This is a genomic window from Cupriavidus pauculus, from assembly GCF_003854935.1.
Classification (GTDB): domain Bacteria; phylum Pseudomonadota; class Gammaproteobacteria; order Burkholderiales; family Burkholderiaceae; genus Cupriavidus; species Cupriavidus pauculus_C.
Map to the genome: position 1 here is coordinate 543841 of NZ_CP033970.1, position 12677 is coordinate 556517.

Sequence of the window (12677 nt, forward strand, 5' to 3'; positions counted from 1 at the left end):
CTGCGCACTGCGGTTGCCATACAGCCCTCCCGGTCGGGGTGCTTCATGAAACGACAGTTCAGCGTCCATCGAACCTGCGCGCAAGGCCCCGATTCTCAAAAGCGTCGACGACGAAGTCGATGAACACGCGCGTCTTGGGCGGCAGGAGCTTGCGGTTGGGATAGTAGAGCGTGAGCGGGCCGTTGTCTGCACACCAGCCCGGCAGCAGCCGCACCAGCGCCCCGGTTTCCAGCCACGGCGCCGCGTGGGGCATCGGCAGCAGCGCCACGCCCAGCCCCTGCATGGCGGCGTGGGCCATGGCCTCGGGGTCGTCGAAGATCAGCCGCGTGCGCGGTTCGGCCAGCGCGTCCTCGCCCACCTGGTTGCGCAGGCTGTAGGCCCGCAGGCGGCCGGTGGACGCGGACCGGCGGGCGATGCCGTCGAACGCGGCCAGGTCGGACGGGTGGCGCGGCAGCGGCCGGCCGCGCAGGTACGACGGCGCGGCCGTGGCGACGATGTGAGTGCGTGCCAACTGGCGCGCCACCACGCCCTCGGTCAGTTCGATGCCGCCACCGATGGCGGCATCGAAGCCGCCGGCGATCAGGTCGACCGTGCGGTTGTCGAAGTGCCAGTCCGGGACGATGGCCGGGTAGCGCGCCAGGAAGTCGCCCAGCAGCGGCACCAGGTATTCGCGGCCGAACGCCACGCCCATGCTCACCCGCAGCACGCCGGCCGGCTTGCCGTCGTCCTGCGCGGCGCTGGCAAACGCGTCGCGCAGTGTCGAATACGGGTCGGCCACCTGCCGCAGGAACTGCTCGCCGCCCAGCGTCAGCGTGAGCTTGCGCGTGCTGCGCTGGAACAGGCGCAGCCCCAGGTGCTGCTCCAGCCGGGCCACGTTCTTGCTGACGGCGGCCGGGGTCAGGCCCAGGCGCCGGGCGGCGGCCGAAAAGCTGCCTGTCTCGGCGCTCTGGACAAACGATTCAAGCAGGTTCAGGGCTTCCATGGCGCCGCATCTTATACCAATGGTTGAAGAAGTTGATCCGGATTTCCGCCTACCGGCAACGGAGTGCGCCGCCCATACTCGGTTCACCTTCACTGACACCCCAAGGAGCCGATCATGACCACCCCTCTCACCAACAAGGTAGCTTTCGTCACCGGCGGCGCACGCGGCATTGGCGCGGCCATCGTCCGCCGGCTGGCCCGCGACGGCGCCGCCGTGGCCTTCACGTACCAGAGCTCGGGCGCCGCCGCGCAGGAACTGGTGGCCGCCATCGAGGCCGCCGGCGGCCGGGCCCGGGCCTATGCCGCCGACGCGGCCGACGCCGCCGCGCTGACCCGCGCCGTCAACGACGCCGCGATCGACTTCGGCCGCATCGACATCCTCGTCAACAACGCCGGCGTGCTGTACCTGGGCCCGGTGGACACCTTCGCGCTGGAAGACTTCGACAAGACCGTGGCCGTCAACGTGCGCGCCGTGTTCGTGGCCAGCAAGGCCGCGCTGTCCCACATGGGCGAAGGCGGCCGGATCATCAACGTCGGCAGCACCAATGCGGACCGCATGCCGTTCGCCGGGGGCGCGGCGTACGCGATGAGCAAGTCCGCGTTGAAGGGGCTGGTGCAGGGCATGGCGCGCGACCTGGGCCCGCGCGGCATCACGGTCAACAACGTGCAGCCGGGGCCGGTGAACACCGACATGAACCCGGAAAACTCCGATTTCGCCACGTCGCTGCACGGGCTGATGGCGCTGCCGCGCCACGCCCATCCGGACGAGATCGCCAGCATGGTCGGCTACCTGGCCGGGCCGGAATCGAGCTTCGTCACCGGCGCCAGCCTCAATGTGGACGGGGGCTTCGCGGCGTAACGGCTGCCTGGCCTCCACGACGCGCGACGGGCGGACGATGGTCCGCCCGTTGTCATTCTTGTATCTATTTGGAGACAAAGATCGCAAGCAAGGCGCAAATGCGAACAATTCCTATTTATAATTCGGCGCTTTCGTCACCTCGGTGACGCCTTTTTCGCCGCATCTTGCGGCCCCGCCGGAAATCCCCGATGTCGCTTCGCTGTCTGCTCACGCCCACCGCCCTCGCCTGCCTGTCCCTGTTTGCCCTTGCCGCCCATGCCGATGACGACGGCAGCGTGCTGCCCACCGTCACGGTCAGCGCCGGGGCCAGTACCGGCGCCGACGTCGGCTTTGCCACGCGCCGGGCGGCCGGCGTGACGAAATCGAACGAATCGGCGGCGGACAGCGCGCAGTCCATCACCGTCATCACGCGCGACCTGATGGACAGCCAGCAGTCGCAAACGCTGAGCGACGTGCTCTGGAACGCCGCCGGCGTCTCGGCCAACACCTACGGCCGGCGCGGCTGGGACGACTTCATCATCCGCGGCCAGCGCGCGTCCGAATCGGTCTTTGCCGACGGGCTGCTGGTGGACAGCAACAACCGCGTGGCGCAGGAAGTGTTTGGCGCCGAGCGCGTGGAAGTGCTCAAGGGGCCGGCGTCGGTCCTGTTCGGCCAGGTGCAGCCGGGCGGGCTGGTCAACATCGTCACCAAGCGGCCCCGGCCCGAACTGTTCGGCGAACTGGGCCTGACCGTCGGCAACTACGGCCTGCGGCAGGTGACCGCCGACGTCGGCACGCCGCTCAAGCCCGGCAGCAAGGCCGCGTTCCGGCTGACGGCACTGGCGATGGACAGCGACGATCCCACCGACCACGTCTGGTACCGCAACCGCTACGTCGCGCCGTCGCTGACGCTCGATTTTGGCGAGCGCACCGATTTCACGCTGCTGGTCAGCCACAACGAGCGCCACTACGTGCGCCAGCAGGGCCTGCCGGTCAACGGCACGCTGACGCCCAACGTCAACGGCGTGGTGCCCAGTTCGCGCTTCATCGGCGAGCCCGGCGCCCAGCCCTACGATGGCGAGCAGAACCGCGTGGGCTACGCGCTGACCCACCGCTTTGATTCGGGCTGGACGGTCAACCAGAACCTGCGCTACCAGACGTCGTCGCTGACGGGCACGTTCGTCACGGCCGGCACGATGGCCGTGAACAGCCAGACGCTGAACCGCAGCGCCACGCAGCAGGACTTCTCGGGCGATTCGTTCGGCGTGGACACCAACGTGCAGAAGACGTTCGCGTTCACCGGCCACCAGCACAGCCTGACCTTCGGCGTCGACTACCGGCACACGAAGGAAGACCGGCTGCAGAAGACCTGTCGCGTGGCCGCGCTGAACGTCTACCGGCCCGTGTACGGCGCCGCCATCAACTGCCCGGCCAGCTTCAGCACCGACAGCACCGACACGCTCAACGCGCTGGGCCTGTACTTCCGCGACCAGATCCGCATTGCCGACCGCTGGACGGTCACGGCCGGCGTGCGCCACGAAACCGCGCGCTCGGCCAGCACCAACCGGCTGGCCGGCACGCGCACCGACAACGACGACCACGCCGTCACCGGCAGCGCCGCCGTGATGTACGACCTGACGCACTGGGCCCGCCCGTACGTCAGCTACGCCACGTCGTTCCTGCCGAACATCGGTACCGACGTGAACAACAGCACGTTCAAGCCCGAGAAGGGCCGCCAGGTGGAAGTGGGCGTGAAGTTCGACATGCCGGGCAAGACCGGCCTGCTGACGCTGGCGGCGTTCGACCTGACCCGCAAGAACGTGCTGGCGTCGGACCCGATCAACACCGGCTTCAGCGTGGCCGTGGGCGAGCAGCGCTCGCGCGGTTTCGAGGCCGAGCTGACGCAGGACCTGGGCAACAGCCTGAGCGTGACCGGCGCCTACGCCTACATCGACAGCGAGGTGACCGAGGACACGGTGGCGGCCAACGTGGGCAAGCCGCTCAACGCGGTGCCGCGGCACAGCTTCTCACTGTGGACGCAGTACCGCTTCCGCGGCGCGCTGGCCGGCTGGTGGGCCGGCGTGGGCGCGCGCGGCGAAAGCGCCAAGCGCGGCTACAGCTTCAGCTACACCGTGCCGGGCTACGCGGTGGCGGACCTGGGCGTGGGCTACACGGCCAACCACTGGCGCGCCGCGCTCAACATCAAGAACGTGTTCGACAAGGCGTACTACGCGGGCGGCCTCAACAACAACGTGCTGCCGGTGGGCAACCCGCGCGTGGCGATGCTGAACGTCGTGGTCAACTACTGATCGGCGGGGGCCTGCGCCGCCAGCTTCATCGGCTTCGCGCGGCGGCGCAAATTCGTCGCCAGGCTCTCTTCCTGCTTCCTGCCAATTAAGGGCCGCTGTTGACGACTCAACCTGAACAGGGCGTGGATTGACATCGGCCGATTGGCCGATCCAAGGCGCGGGCCGGCACAAAGTTGCGAACAACAGGCGGTGTGAGACAATCGCAGCCGGTTTCCAGCCGGATTGCCGGCATTCCTTTTTGGCGCCCCCTTCATGTCCAGCACCACCCAGCAGTCCCCGGCCACGTCCGACATGCGCGACCCCTGGTCGGACCTCGACGAAGCCGGCACCGGCCTGACCGTCAACGATTTCCTCACCACGATGCTGAGCCAGCTTGTCACGGCGCTGCGCAACAGCGTGACCGAGCCCTATGCGTCGCAGTTCGACCTGACCGTGCCGGAATGGCGCATCCTGGCGCTGCTGGCCCATGGCGAGCCGATGTCGTTTGCCGAGCTGGTGCGGCAGTCCACGTCGGACAAGGCGCTGGTCAGCCGCACGCTGCGGCTGCTGGAAGACCGGGGACTGGTCACCCTGGAATCGGAAGGCGCCACGCCGCGCAAGCGCCTGGCCTGCAAGATCAGCGAAACGGGCGCCGCGCTGCACGCGCAGGTCATCCCGCTCGCGCGGCGCGGCCAGGCGTCGGTGATCCGCCTGCTGACGCCCGAGGAACGGCACGGGCTATACACGGGCCTGCGCAAGCTGCACGGCATCTGCACCGGCGCTGGCAAGCCCTGAGCTTGCACGCCTAGCGGAACGGCGTCTGCAGGATGCCCATCAGCGTGCGGATGCCGTCGCGGTAGTTGCCCAGCCGCATGTTCTCGTCAAAGCTGTGCTGGTTGTTGTCCGCGTTGACCAGCGGCACGATCACGAACGGCGACTTCAGCGCCTGCACGGCGGCGCCCGTGGGCACCGTGCCACCCATCATGCGGATCTGCACCGGCGCGCGGCCGTACGTGTCCTGCATCACGCCCTGCAGCCACTTGCTGACCGGCGCGTCCAGGTCGGTCCGCGCGGCGGAGCTGGACGCCGATACCTCGCCGGCCGTCAGCGACGCCAGCTTCGGATAGCGCGCCCGTTCCTCGGCCGTGGGCTCGCCGTTCACCAGGTGGTAGCCCTGCTTCTCGATGTGCTTGCGCAGCAGCGCCACCAGCGTCTCGGGCGGCGTCTCGGGCACCGTGCGCAGGTCGATATCGGCCACTGCCACTTCCGGGATGATCGTGCGCGCCTTCGGGCCGACGTCGCCGGCCGCAATGCCGCGCACGTTCAGGCTCGGGTACTGCATGGCTTCCTGGTAATTGGCGCCCACCTTCTCGGGGCTGGCAATGCCCAGCCGGCGCTTCAGCGCGGCCTCGTCGTCTGGCACGGCGGCCATGATCTGCCGGGCGCGCGCGTCGATCTTCACCGGCGTGTAGTAGCCGGGAATGGTCACGCGGCCGTTGTCGTCCTTCATCGACGCCAGCAGGCTCGCCATGCGCTGCACCGGGTTGGCCGAATAGTTGCCGTAGTGGCCGCTGTGCAGCCCCTGCGACGCGCCGAACACCTTGAGCTGCACGAGCTGGATGCCGCGATTGCCGAACACCAGTGTGGGCTGGTTGCTCTGGTGCATCGGGCCGTCCAGGATCACCATGCCGTCGTTGCGCAGCAGCGCGAGGTTCTGGCCGATGACCTGCCCCAGCGACGGCGAGCCCTTTTCCTCCTCCGAATCGAGCAGCACCTTGATGTCGACGCCGGGCTCCACGCCGGCGGCCTTCAGCGCGTCCATCGCGGCCAGGAACATCACGATGGGACCCTTGTCGTCCGACGATGACCGCGCAAACAGCCGCCATTCCGGGTCCACCGGGCCCGCGTAGAGCTTGTCCAGCGGCAGCGCCTCCCACTTGCCGTCGGCCGTGCGGGCCTTCAGCGTGGCGTCCCACGGGCTCTTCTGCGCCCACTGCGACGGCGTGACCGACTGGCCGTCCAGGTGCATGTAGAACAGCACGGTCTTGCGGCCGGCAGCCGGGGCGCCCGGCGCCGCGTACTCGGCATAGACCATCGGCTTGTCGCCATTGGGCAGCGCGCGGGCCTGGAAGCCGCGCCGCGCGAACGCCTTGACCAGCCAGTCCACGTTCTTCTGGATGTCGGCCGGCACGGTAGCGTCGTTGGGAATGGCGAGCAGTTCCACCCACTCCTTGTAGCTGGCCGCCGCAGCGCGGTCGGCCGACTGTTCCAGCTGGCCGCGATCCAGCGTGGCGGCCTGCGCCGTGCCGAGCGTGGCCAGCACGAAGGCGGCCATGGTCAACCGACGAATACGGGCGTGGGGAGCCGATGGGGCGTGCATGTCTTCCTCTTCTGTCGTGGTAGGGCAACGCGCATTATGCGCCGCATCCGCAGCATGCAAGAAGCCCCGCCCGATGCCCAGGTGGCGGCCGCCATGGGCCCTGGCGCGGCGAAATTTACAACGGTGCGCAACTTGGCGACCCGGAATGCGCGCGCCGCGGCCTGCAGCCCGCGCCAGCGCTGGCGCCGCGCGCTGGTACGAAACATGCGCTGGCACGAATCCACCCGCATCCTTCCTGGAGACGCCCATGGACCCGAACGATCCGAACAACATCAATCCGCCGACTTCCCAGCAGAAGCTGCAATCCGATACCCGGCAACTGGCGCAGGACCTGGACGACCTGCTGGCCCAGCTGCCCAACCTGACCGGCGAAGCCATCCAGGCGGCCAAGGAGAAATTCCTGTCCAAGGCCGCGCAAGGCTCTGACAAGCTCGCGTCGATCAAGGCGTCGGTCACCGACAGCATGTCGCGCGGCCAGGAATGCGTGACCGATTACACGCACAAGGAGCCGATGAAGGCGCTGGGCATGGCGCTGGGCGTCGGCGTGTTGCTGGGCGCGCTGCTCTGCCGGCCGACCCATCGTTCCAGCCGCTACGACGACTGAACGTCTCCCCGCCCACCCGCCCGCCTGACGCCGCGCATCGCGTGAAGGGTCAGGCAGGCGGGCCGTCGCGGCGCGTCAGATCGCCAAGTGCCGTGCGGAGGATATCGGCCAGCCGTTCCACCTCCGGCGGCATCGTCGCGGCGGCGCGCACCATCGCCAGCGACATCGAGGGCAGCGCCGGCAGGTCCGACGCCTCGGGCGACAACGCGCGCACCCCGGCCGGCAGCCCGTAGCGCGAGCGCACGGTCAGCCCCAGCCCGGCGGCGGCCGCGGCCCACAATCCACCCAGGTTCGGACTCGAAAACGTGACCCGCCAGGGCCGACCCGCACGGTCCAGCGCCGCGGTGGCCGCCGCGTGGAACTGGCATGGCCGGTCGAAGGCCACCAGCGGCAGCGGATCGCCATCGGCCGGCTCCCAGCGCTCCGTCGCGGAACCGACCCAGCACATCGGCACGGCGTCCAGCCGCTCCACGTGCCGCGGGCCCAGCACATAGCCGTCGATCTCCGCCGCCATGGCCGGCTGCATGTCGGCCCACACCAGCGCCAGGTCGCAGCGGCCGGCATCGATCCGCGCCAGCAGGTCGGCATTGCGCGACACCACCGCCTCGATGCGTATCTTGGGATGCGCCCGCGCGAACCGGCCCAGCACCTCGGGCAGCAGCCCCTCGCCAAATTCCTCCTGCAGGCCGAGCCGGATGCCGCCCGACAGGTCCACGCCCCGCACGGCCGTCACGGCTTCGTCGTTCAGGTCGACCAGCCGGCGCGCGTAGCCGAGCATCGCCTCGCCGGCCGCCGTCAGCGCCAGGCCCCGGCCAGACTTGCGGAACAGCGGCGTGCCGGCCTGCTCTTCGAGCTTGCGGATCTGGGCGCTGATGGCGGAGGTGGAGCGGCCCACGCGATCCGCCGCGCGGGCAAAACTGCCCAGTTCCATGCCGGCCAGCAGACTGCGCAGCGCGGCCACATCGAGATTGGTACGGGACACGGCAACCATCCTGTTTTGTCGAACGATTAGCGGAATATTTTCCGATTTTCAGGATGGATTCTCGGTGACAGACTGGACCGCGTCAAACCACTTCCGGATCACGTGTCACCCATGTCCCCGCACACCTTGTGTCTGTCCGATGGCGGCCGATCGCTGGCGCCATCCCATCGCTGGAAGGTCCTGGGCGTCGGCGTGGCGGCCAACGCCAGCGTGCTGGCCGCCGTCAGCGGCCTGCCCACCACGGCCGTCTGGATGCGCAGCGGCTACCAGCTCGACACCGCCGAAGTCGGCCTGGCCGTGGGCGCCATCGGGCTCGGCACCGCCCTGTCCGAACTGCCGTGGGGCCTTGCCGCCGACCGCTGGGGCGACCGCCCCGTGCTGCTGGCCGGCCTGACGGCCACCTGCGCGGCGTTGCTGGGCATGGCGCTGTGGCTGGCGCCGGCCGCCGGACATCTTCCGCCACTGGCGTGGCTGGTCGTCGCCATGACGGTGGTCGGGCTGGTCGGCGGTAGCGTCAATGGCGCCAGCGGCCGCGCCGTGATGCGCTGGTTCCGCGAGGGTGAGCGCGGCCTGGCGATGAGCATCCGCCAGACAGCCGTGCCGCTCGGCGGCGGCATCGGGGCGCTGACGTTGCCGTGGCTGGCATCGACCTACGGCTTTGCCTGGGCCTATGGCTGGGTGGCATTGCTGTGCGGCATCGCGGCCGGGCTGACATGGCACTGGCTGCACGAACCGCCGGACAGCCACGCCGGCGCCGCCGCCCCACCCACGCACGAGAATCCGCTACGGCGCGCCGCGGTCTGGCGTCTCGTGCTCGGCATCGGCCTGCTCTGCGTGCCGCAGTTCGCGGTGCTGACGTTCGCGTCGATCTTCCTGCACGACTACGCCCACGCCGGGCTCGGCACCATCACCGCCACGCTGGTCGCGATCCAGGCCGGCGCGATGGCCGCCCGCATCTGGAGCGGCCGCTGGACCGACCGCCACGGCAACCGCCGCGCCTACCTGCGCGGCTGCACGCTGCTATCGGCCGCGGCCTTCCTGCTGCTGGCCGCCGGCGTGTACGCCAGCGCAGCCAGTCCCGCGCTGATGGCCGCGCTGCCCGTGCTGCTGGCACTGGCCGGCATCGCCGTCTCGGCCTGGCACGGCGTGGGCTACACCGAACTGGCCGCCATGGCCGGTCCCGACCGCGCCGGCACCGCGCTCGGCATGGCCAACACCGCAGTCTTCCTCGGCTTCTTCCTGACTCCGCTCGCGCTGCCGCATTGGCTGGCGCTGACGTCATGGCCGGTGGTATGGGCCACCACGGGCGGACTGGCGCTGCTGGTCTGGCCGTTGTTTCGGGCGGGTGGGGTCGGTGAGGATTTGCTACGGGTGATGGCCTGACCGCCGGCCTGGCGCCGGCGGCGTACTCCCCCTCGCGCCAGCCAACAAAAAAAGCCGGAGCACCCGCCCCGGCTTTTTCCATCCCACCCCGGCTCAATGCGCCAGCGAGTCGGTCAGGCGGTTGTCGTTGTCCGGCTCGCCTTCCTCGTCGGGCCAGCTTCGGCCAACCATCCACTCGTAGAGCGTCGGCAGCACGATCAGCGTCAGCAGCGTGGCCGTGATCAGGCCGCCGATGATGACGATGGCCAGCGGGCGCTGGGTTTCCGAGCCGATGGCGCGCGAGATGGCCATCGGGAACAGGCCCAGCATGGCCAGCATGGCGGTCATCAGCACCGTGCGCAGGCGGTCCATCGATCCGGTCAGCACGGCCTGGCGCACCGACATGCCTTCCTGCCGCAGCTGGTTGAAGTACGTCACCATCACCACGCCGTTCAGCACGGCCTGCCCGAACAGCGCGATGAAGCCGATGGCGGCCGACACCGACAGCGGGATACCCGTCAGGAACAGCGCGAACACGCCGCCGATCAGCGCGAACGGGATGTTGGAGATGATCAGCGCCGCGCTCTTGAACGACTGGAACGCATTGAACAGCAGCAGGAAGATCAGCAGCACCGACAGCGGCACCACGATCGACAGCCGTGCCATGGCGCGCTCCTGGTTCTCGAATTCGCCAGACCAGCTGATCTTGACGTCTTCGGCATTGACGTTCTTCTTGACCAGCGCCTGCATGTCCTTCACCACGCTGCCCATGTCGCGGTCGTGGATGAAGATGCCGATCGACGTGGTGCGCTGGCCGTTCTCGCGGCTGATGTTCATCGCCCCGGACGCCGCGCGGAACGTCACGAGCTGCGACAGCGGCACCTGCGCGCCGTCGGCGGTCTGCATGAAGATGTTCGGCAGATTCGGCAGCTCGCGCTCGCCGGGCCGCAGCCGCACCACCACGCTGAAGTGGCGCTCGCCTTCCCACAGCTCGGTGGCCGCCTTGCCGGCCAGCGCGCTTTCCATCAGGTCCTGCACGTCGGCCACGTTGATCCCGTAGCGGGCCGCCTGGGCGCGGTCGAATTCCAGCACGTACTGCGGCAGTTCGCCGTCGCGGTCGATGAACGCGCGCATCACGCCCTTGACCGACTGCACGTTGGCCAGGATCTGGTCGGCCACGTGCTTGTTGTGCTCCAGGCTGTCGCTCTGCACCTTGATCACGATCTGGCCCTTGATCTGCGAGATGCTTTCCAGGATGTTGTCGCGCACCGGCTGCGAGAAGTTCGGCTCGATGCCCGGCAACTGGCGCAGGTTGTGGTTGATCTCCTCGATGATCCGGCGCTTGTCGTAGCCGGCGCGCCACTTTTGGTCGCCCTTCAGGTCCACCAGGATTTCCACGGTGTTGATGAGCTTCGGGTCGGTGCCGTCGTCGGGGCGACCCACCTTCGAGATCGTCGTGTTGACCTCCGGCGTCTTGCGGATCACGCCGCGCAGCATGCGGGCCTGGTCGCGCGCCTCGTCCAGCGACACCGACGCCGGCAGATCGAAGCTGACCCACATCGAGCCCTCGTCCAGCTCGGGCAGGAATTCGCTGCCCAGGAACTTGCCCACGCCGAACGTCACCACCAGCAGCCCCAGCGCCACGCCCACCACCGTCTTCTTGTTGTCCAGGGCCCAGGCCAGCATCGGCTCGTAGAGCCGCTTGCAGAAGCGGACGACGAAGTTGTCGTCGTGGGCGATGTTCTTCGTGAGCAGCAGGTGGCACAGCAGCGGCACCACGGTCAGCGACAGGATCAGCGATCCGATCAGCGCGCCGGTCACCGTGTACGCCATCGGCGCGAAGATCTTGCCCTCGTGGCGCTGCAGCGTGAAGATCGGGATGTGCGCGGCGATGATGATGACCATCGAGAACACGGTGGGCCGGCCCACCTCGGTGGTGGCCTGCAGGATCGCGTACAGCCGCGCCTTGCTGTCCTGGATCTGCTGCTCCTTGAGCTCGCCCAGCCGCTTGAAGATGTTCTCGACGACGATCACCGCGCCGTCGACGATGATCCCGAAGTCCATCGCGCCCAGCGACAGCAGGTTGGCCGGGATGCCCACCCAGGTCAGCCCGATGAACGTGGACAGCAGCGACAGCGGGATCACCAGCGCCACGATGGCCGCCGCGCGCACGTTCGCCAGGAACAGGTACAGCACGGCCAGCACCAGCAGCGCGCCTTCCACCAGGTTGCCGAACACCGTGTGCAGCGTCTTGTCGATCAGCGTCGAGCGGTCGTAGTACGGCACGATCTTCACGCCCTTGGGCAGGATCTGCGTGTCCAGCAGATCGATCTTCTGCTTCAGCGCCTCCAGCACCACCGACGGGTTCTCGCCCTTGCGCATGACCACGATGCCCGACACGATGTCGTCCTCGTCGTCCTGCCCCATCAGCCCCTGCGGCGGTGCCGAGCCCACCTTCACCTCGGCAATGTCCTTCACCAGGATTGGCGTGCCGTTGTTCTCGGCCACCACCACGTTGGCGATGTCGGCCGACGAGCGGAAGCTGCCCAGCGAGCGCAGCAGGTACTGCTGCCGCCCGTGCGCCACCGCGCCGCCGCCGGCGTTGGAATTGCCGCGCTGCAGCGCCGTGAACAGTTGCGACAGCGAGATGCGGGCGTCGCGCATGCGGCCCAGGTTCGGGTTCACTTCGTACTGCTTGATCGACCCGCCGATCGTCACCAGGTCGGCCACGCCCGGCACCTGGCGCAGGTTCTTTTCCACCACCCAGTCCTGCAGCGTGCGCAACTGCTGGGGCGTGTAGCCCTTGCCGGTCAGCCGGAAGCGGAAGATCTCGCCGATGGCCGTCGACAGCGGCGCCAGCTCGGGCTGCACGCCGTCGGGCAGGTCCACGCTGCGCAGGCGCTCGATGATCTGCTGGCGCGCGGTCACGTCGGTGGCCTTGTCGTTGAAGGTCACCATCATGAACGACAGGCCGAACTGGGTGTGCGAGAACACCCGCACGGAATTCGGCGTGCCGGCCAGCGCGGTCTCGATCGGGATCGTCACCTGGCGCTCCACCTCCTCGGCGGCGCGGCCCGGGTACAACGTGATGACGTTGACCTGGATGTCCGACACGTCCGGAAAGGCCTCGATCGGCAGGTTCTTGAACGCGGCCAGGCCGCCCGCGATGAAGATGATCAGGCCGAGCCAGACAAACAGCTTCTGGTGCAGCGCGAAATGAACAATGCGCGAAATCATCGGTC

At 68.6% G+C, this 12677-nt stretch carries 9 protein-coding genes; 5 read left to right on the plus strand and 4 right to left on the minus strand.

Going from position 1 to position 12677, the window contains the following annotated elements; translation table 11 throughout:
• Window positions 1–58: 58 nt before the first annotated feature.
• On the minus strand, window positions 59–982 hold the full coding sequence (locus EHF44_RS20555; protein ID WP_124685566.1) for a LysR family transcriptional regulator: 924 nt from the start codon (window positions 980–982) through the stop codon (window positions 59–61).
• Window positions 983–1096: 114 nt separating this feature from the next.
• Between EHF44_RS20555 and EHF44_RS20560 the strand changes: the two genes are divergently transcribed.
• From EHF44_RS20560 to EHF44_RS20570, 3 genes are all read left to right on the plus strand, one after another.
• A complete protein-coding gene (locus EHF44_RS20560) occupies window positions 1097–1840 on the plus strand; it encodes an SDR family oxidoreductase (protein ID WP_124685567.1) in 744 nt (247 codons plus the stop codon).
• A gap of 188 nt (window positions 1841–2028) precedes the next feature.
• Window positions 2029–4128, plus strand: a complete 2100-nt coding sequence (locus EHF44_RS20565; protein WP_124685568.1) for a TonB-dependent siderophore receptor — start codon at window positions 2029–2031, stop codon at window positions 4126–4128.
• Between the two features lie 252 nt (window positions 4129–4380).
• Window positions 4381–4902, plus strand: a complete 522-nt coding sequence (locus EHF44_RS20570; protein ID WP_124685569.1) for a MarR family winged helix-turn-helix transcriptional regulator — start codon at window positions 4381–4383, stop codon at window positions 4900–4902.
• Between the two features lie 10 nt (window positions 4903–4912).
• Here the strand turns inward: EHF44_RS20570 and EHF44_RS20575 are convergent, their stop codons facing one another.
• Window positions 4913–6442 (minus strand): M20/M25/M40 family metallo-hydrolase, encoded by a 1530-nt coding sequence (locus EHF44_RS20575; RefSeq protein ID WP_124685570.1) that lies wholly within the window; start codon window positions 6440–6442, stop codon window positions 4913–4915.
• A 292-nt stretch (window positions 6443–6734) separates the two neighbouring features.
• Here EHF44_RS20575 and EHF44_RS28430 point away from each other — a divergent pair, with 292 nt between their 5' ends.
• Entirely contained in the window at window positions 6735–7091 is a 357-nt protein-coding gene (locus EHF44_RS28430) for a DUF883 family protein (protein ID WP_172966145.1), read from the plus strand.
• Between the two features lie 49 nt (window positions 7092–7140).
• Here EHF44_RS28430 and EHF44_RS20585 read toward each other — a convergent pair whose 3' ends face one another.
• The gene (locus EHF44_RS20585; RefSeq protein WP_124685572.1) at window positions 7141–8082 is read right to left on the minus strand and encodes a LysR substrate-binding domain-containing protein; all 942 of its coding nucleotides are present in this window, start codon (window positions 8080–8082) and stop codon (window positions 7141–7143) included.
• A 102-nt stretch (window positions 8083–8184) separates the two neighbouring features.
• Here EHF44_RS20585 and EHF44_RS20590 point away from each other — a divergent pair, with 102 nt between their 5' ends.
• Window positions 8185–9456 carry an MFS transporter gene (locus tag EHF44_RS20590; RefSeq protein WP_124685573.1) on the plus strand — a complete coding sequence of 424 codons (1272 nt, stop codon included), beginning with the start codon at window positions 8185–8187 and terminating at the stop codon, window positions 9454–9456.
• A 93-nt stretch (window positions 9457–9549) separates the two neighbouring features.
• Here the strand turns inward: EHF44_RS20590 and EHF44_RS20595 are convergent, their stop codons facing one another.
• Window positions 9550–12672 (minus strand): efflux RND transporter permease subunit, encoded by a 3123-nt coding sequence (locus tag EHF44_RS20595; RefSeq protein WP_124685574.1) that lies wholly within the window; start codon window positions 12670–12672, stop codon window positions 9550–9552.
• Window positions 12673–12677 lie beyond the last annotated feature (5 nt).

What these genes read in the sequence shown, in the direction of transcription:
- EHF44_RS20555 (WP_124685566.1), bottom strand. Translation starts at nt 982, where the DNA reads ATGGAAGCCCTGAACCTGCTTGAATCGTTTGTCCAGAGCGCCGAGACA.
- EHF44_RS20560 (WP_124685567.1), top strand. Translation starts at nt 1,097, where the DNA reads ATGACCACCCCTCTCACCAACAAGGTAGCTTTCGTCACCGGCGGCGCA.
- EHF44_RS20565 (WP_124685568.1), top strand. Translation starts at nt 2,029, where the DNA reads ATGTCGCTTCGCTGTCTGCTCACGCCCACCGCCCTCGCCTGCCTGTCC.
- EHF44_RS20570 (WP_124685569.1), top strand. Translation starts at nt 4,381, where the DNA reads ATGTCCAGCACCACCCAGCAGTCCCCGGCCACGTCCGACATGCGCGAC.
- EHF44_RS20575 (WP_124685570.1), bottom strand. Translation starts at nt 6,442, where the DNA reads ATGGCCGCCTTCGTGCTGGCCACGCTCGGCACGGCGCAGGCCGCCACG.
- EHF44_RS28430 (WP_172966145.1), top strand. Translation starts at nt 6,735, where the DNA reads ATGGACCCGAACGATCCGAACAACATCAATCCGCCGACTTCCCAGCAG.
- EHF44_RS20585 (WP_124685572.1), bottom strand. Translation starts at nt 8,082, where the DNA reads ATGGTTGCCGTGTCCCGTACCAATCTCGATGTGGCCGCGCTGCGCAGT.
- EHF44_RS20590 (WP_124685573.1), top strand. Translation starts at nt 8,185, where the DNA reads ATGTCCCCGCACACCTTGTGTCTGTCCGATGGCGGCCGATCGCTGGCG.
- EHF44_RS20595 (WP_124685574.1), bottom strand. Translation starts at nt 12,672, where the DNA reads ATGATTTCGCGCATTGTTCATTTCGCGCTGCACCAGAAGCTGTTTGTC.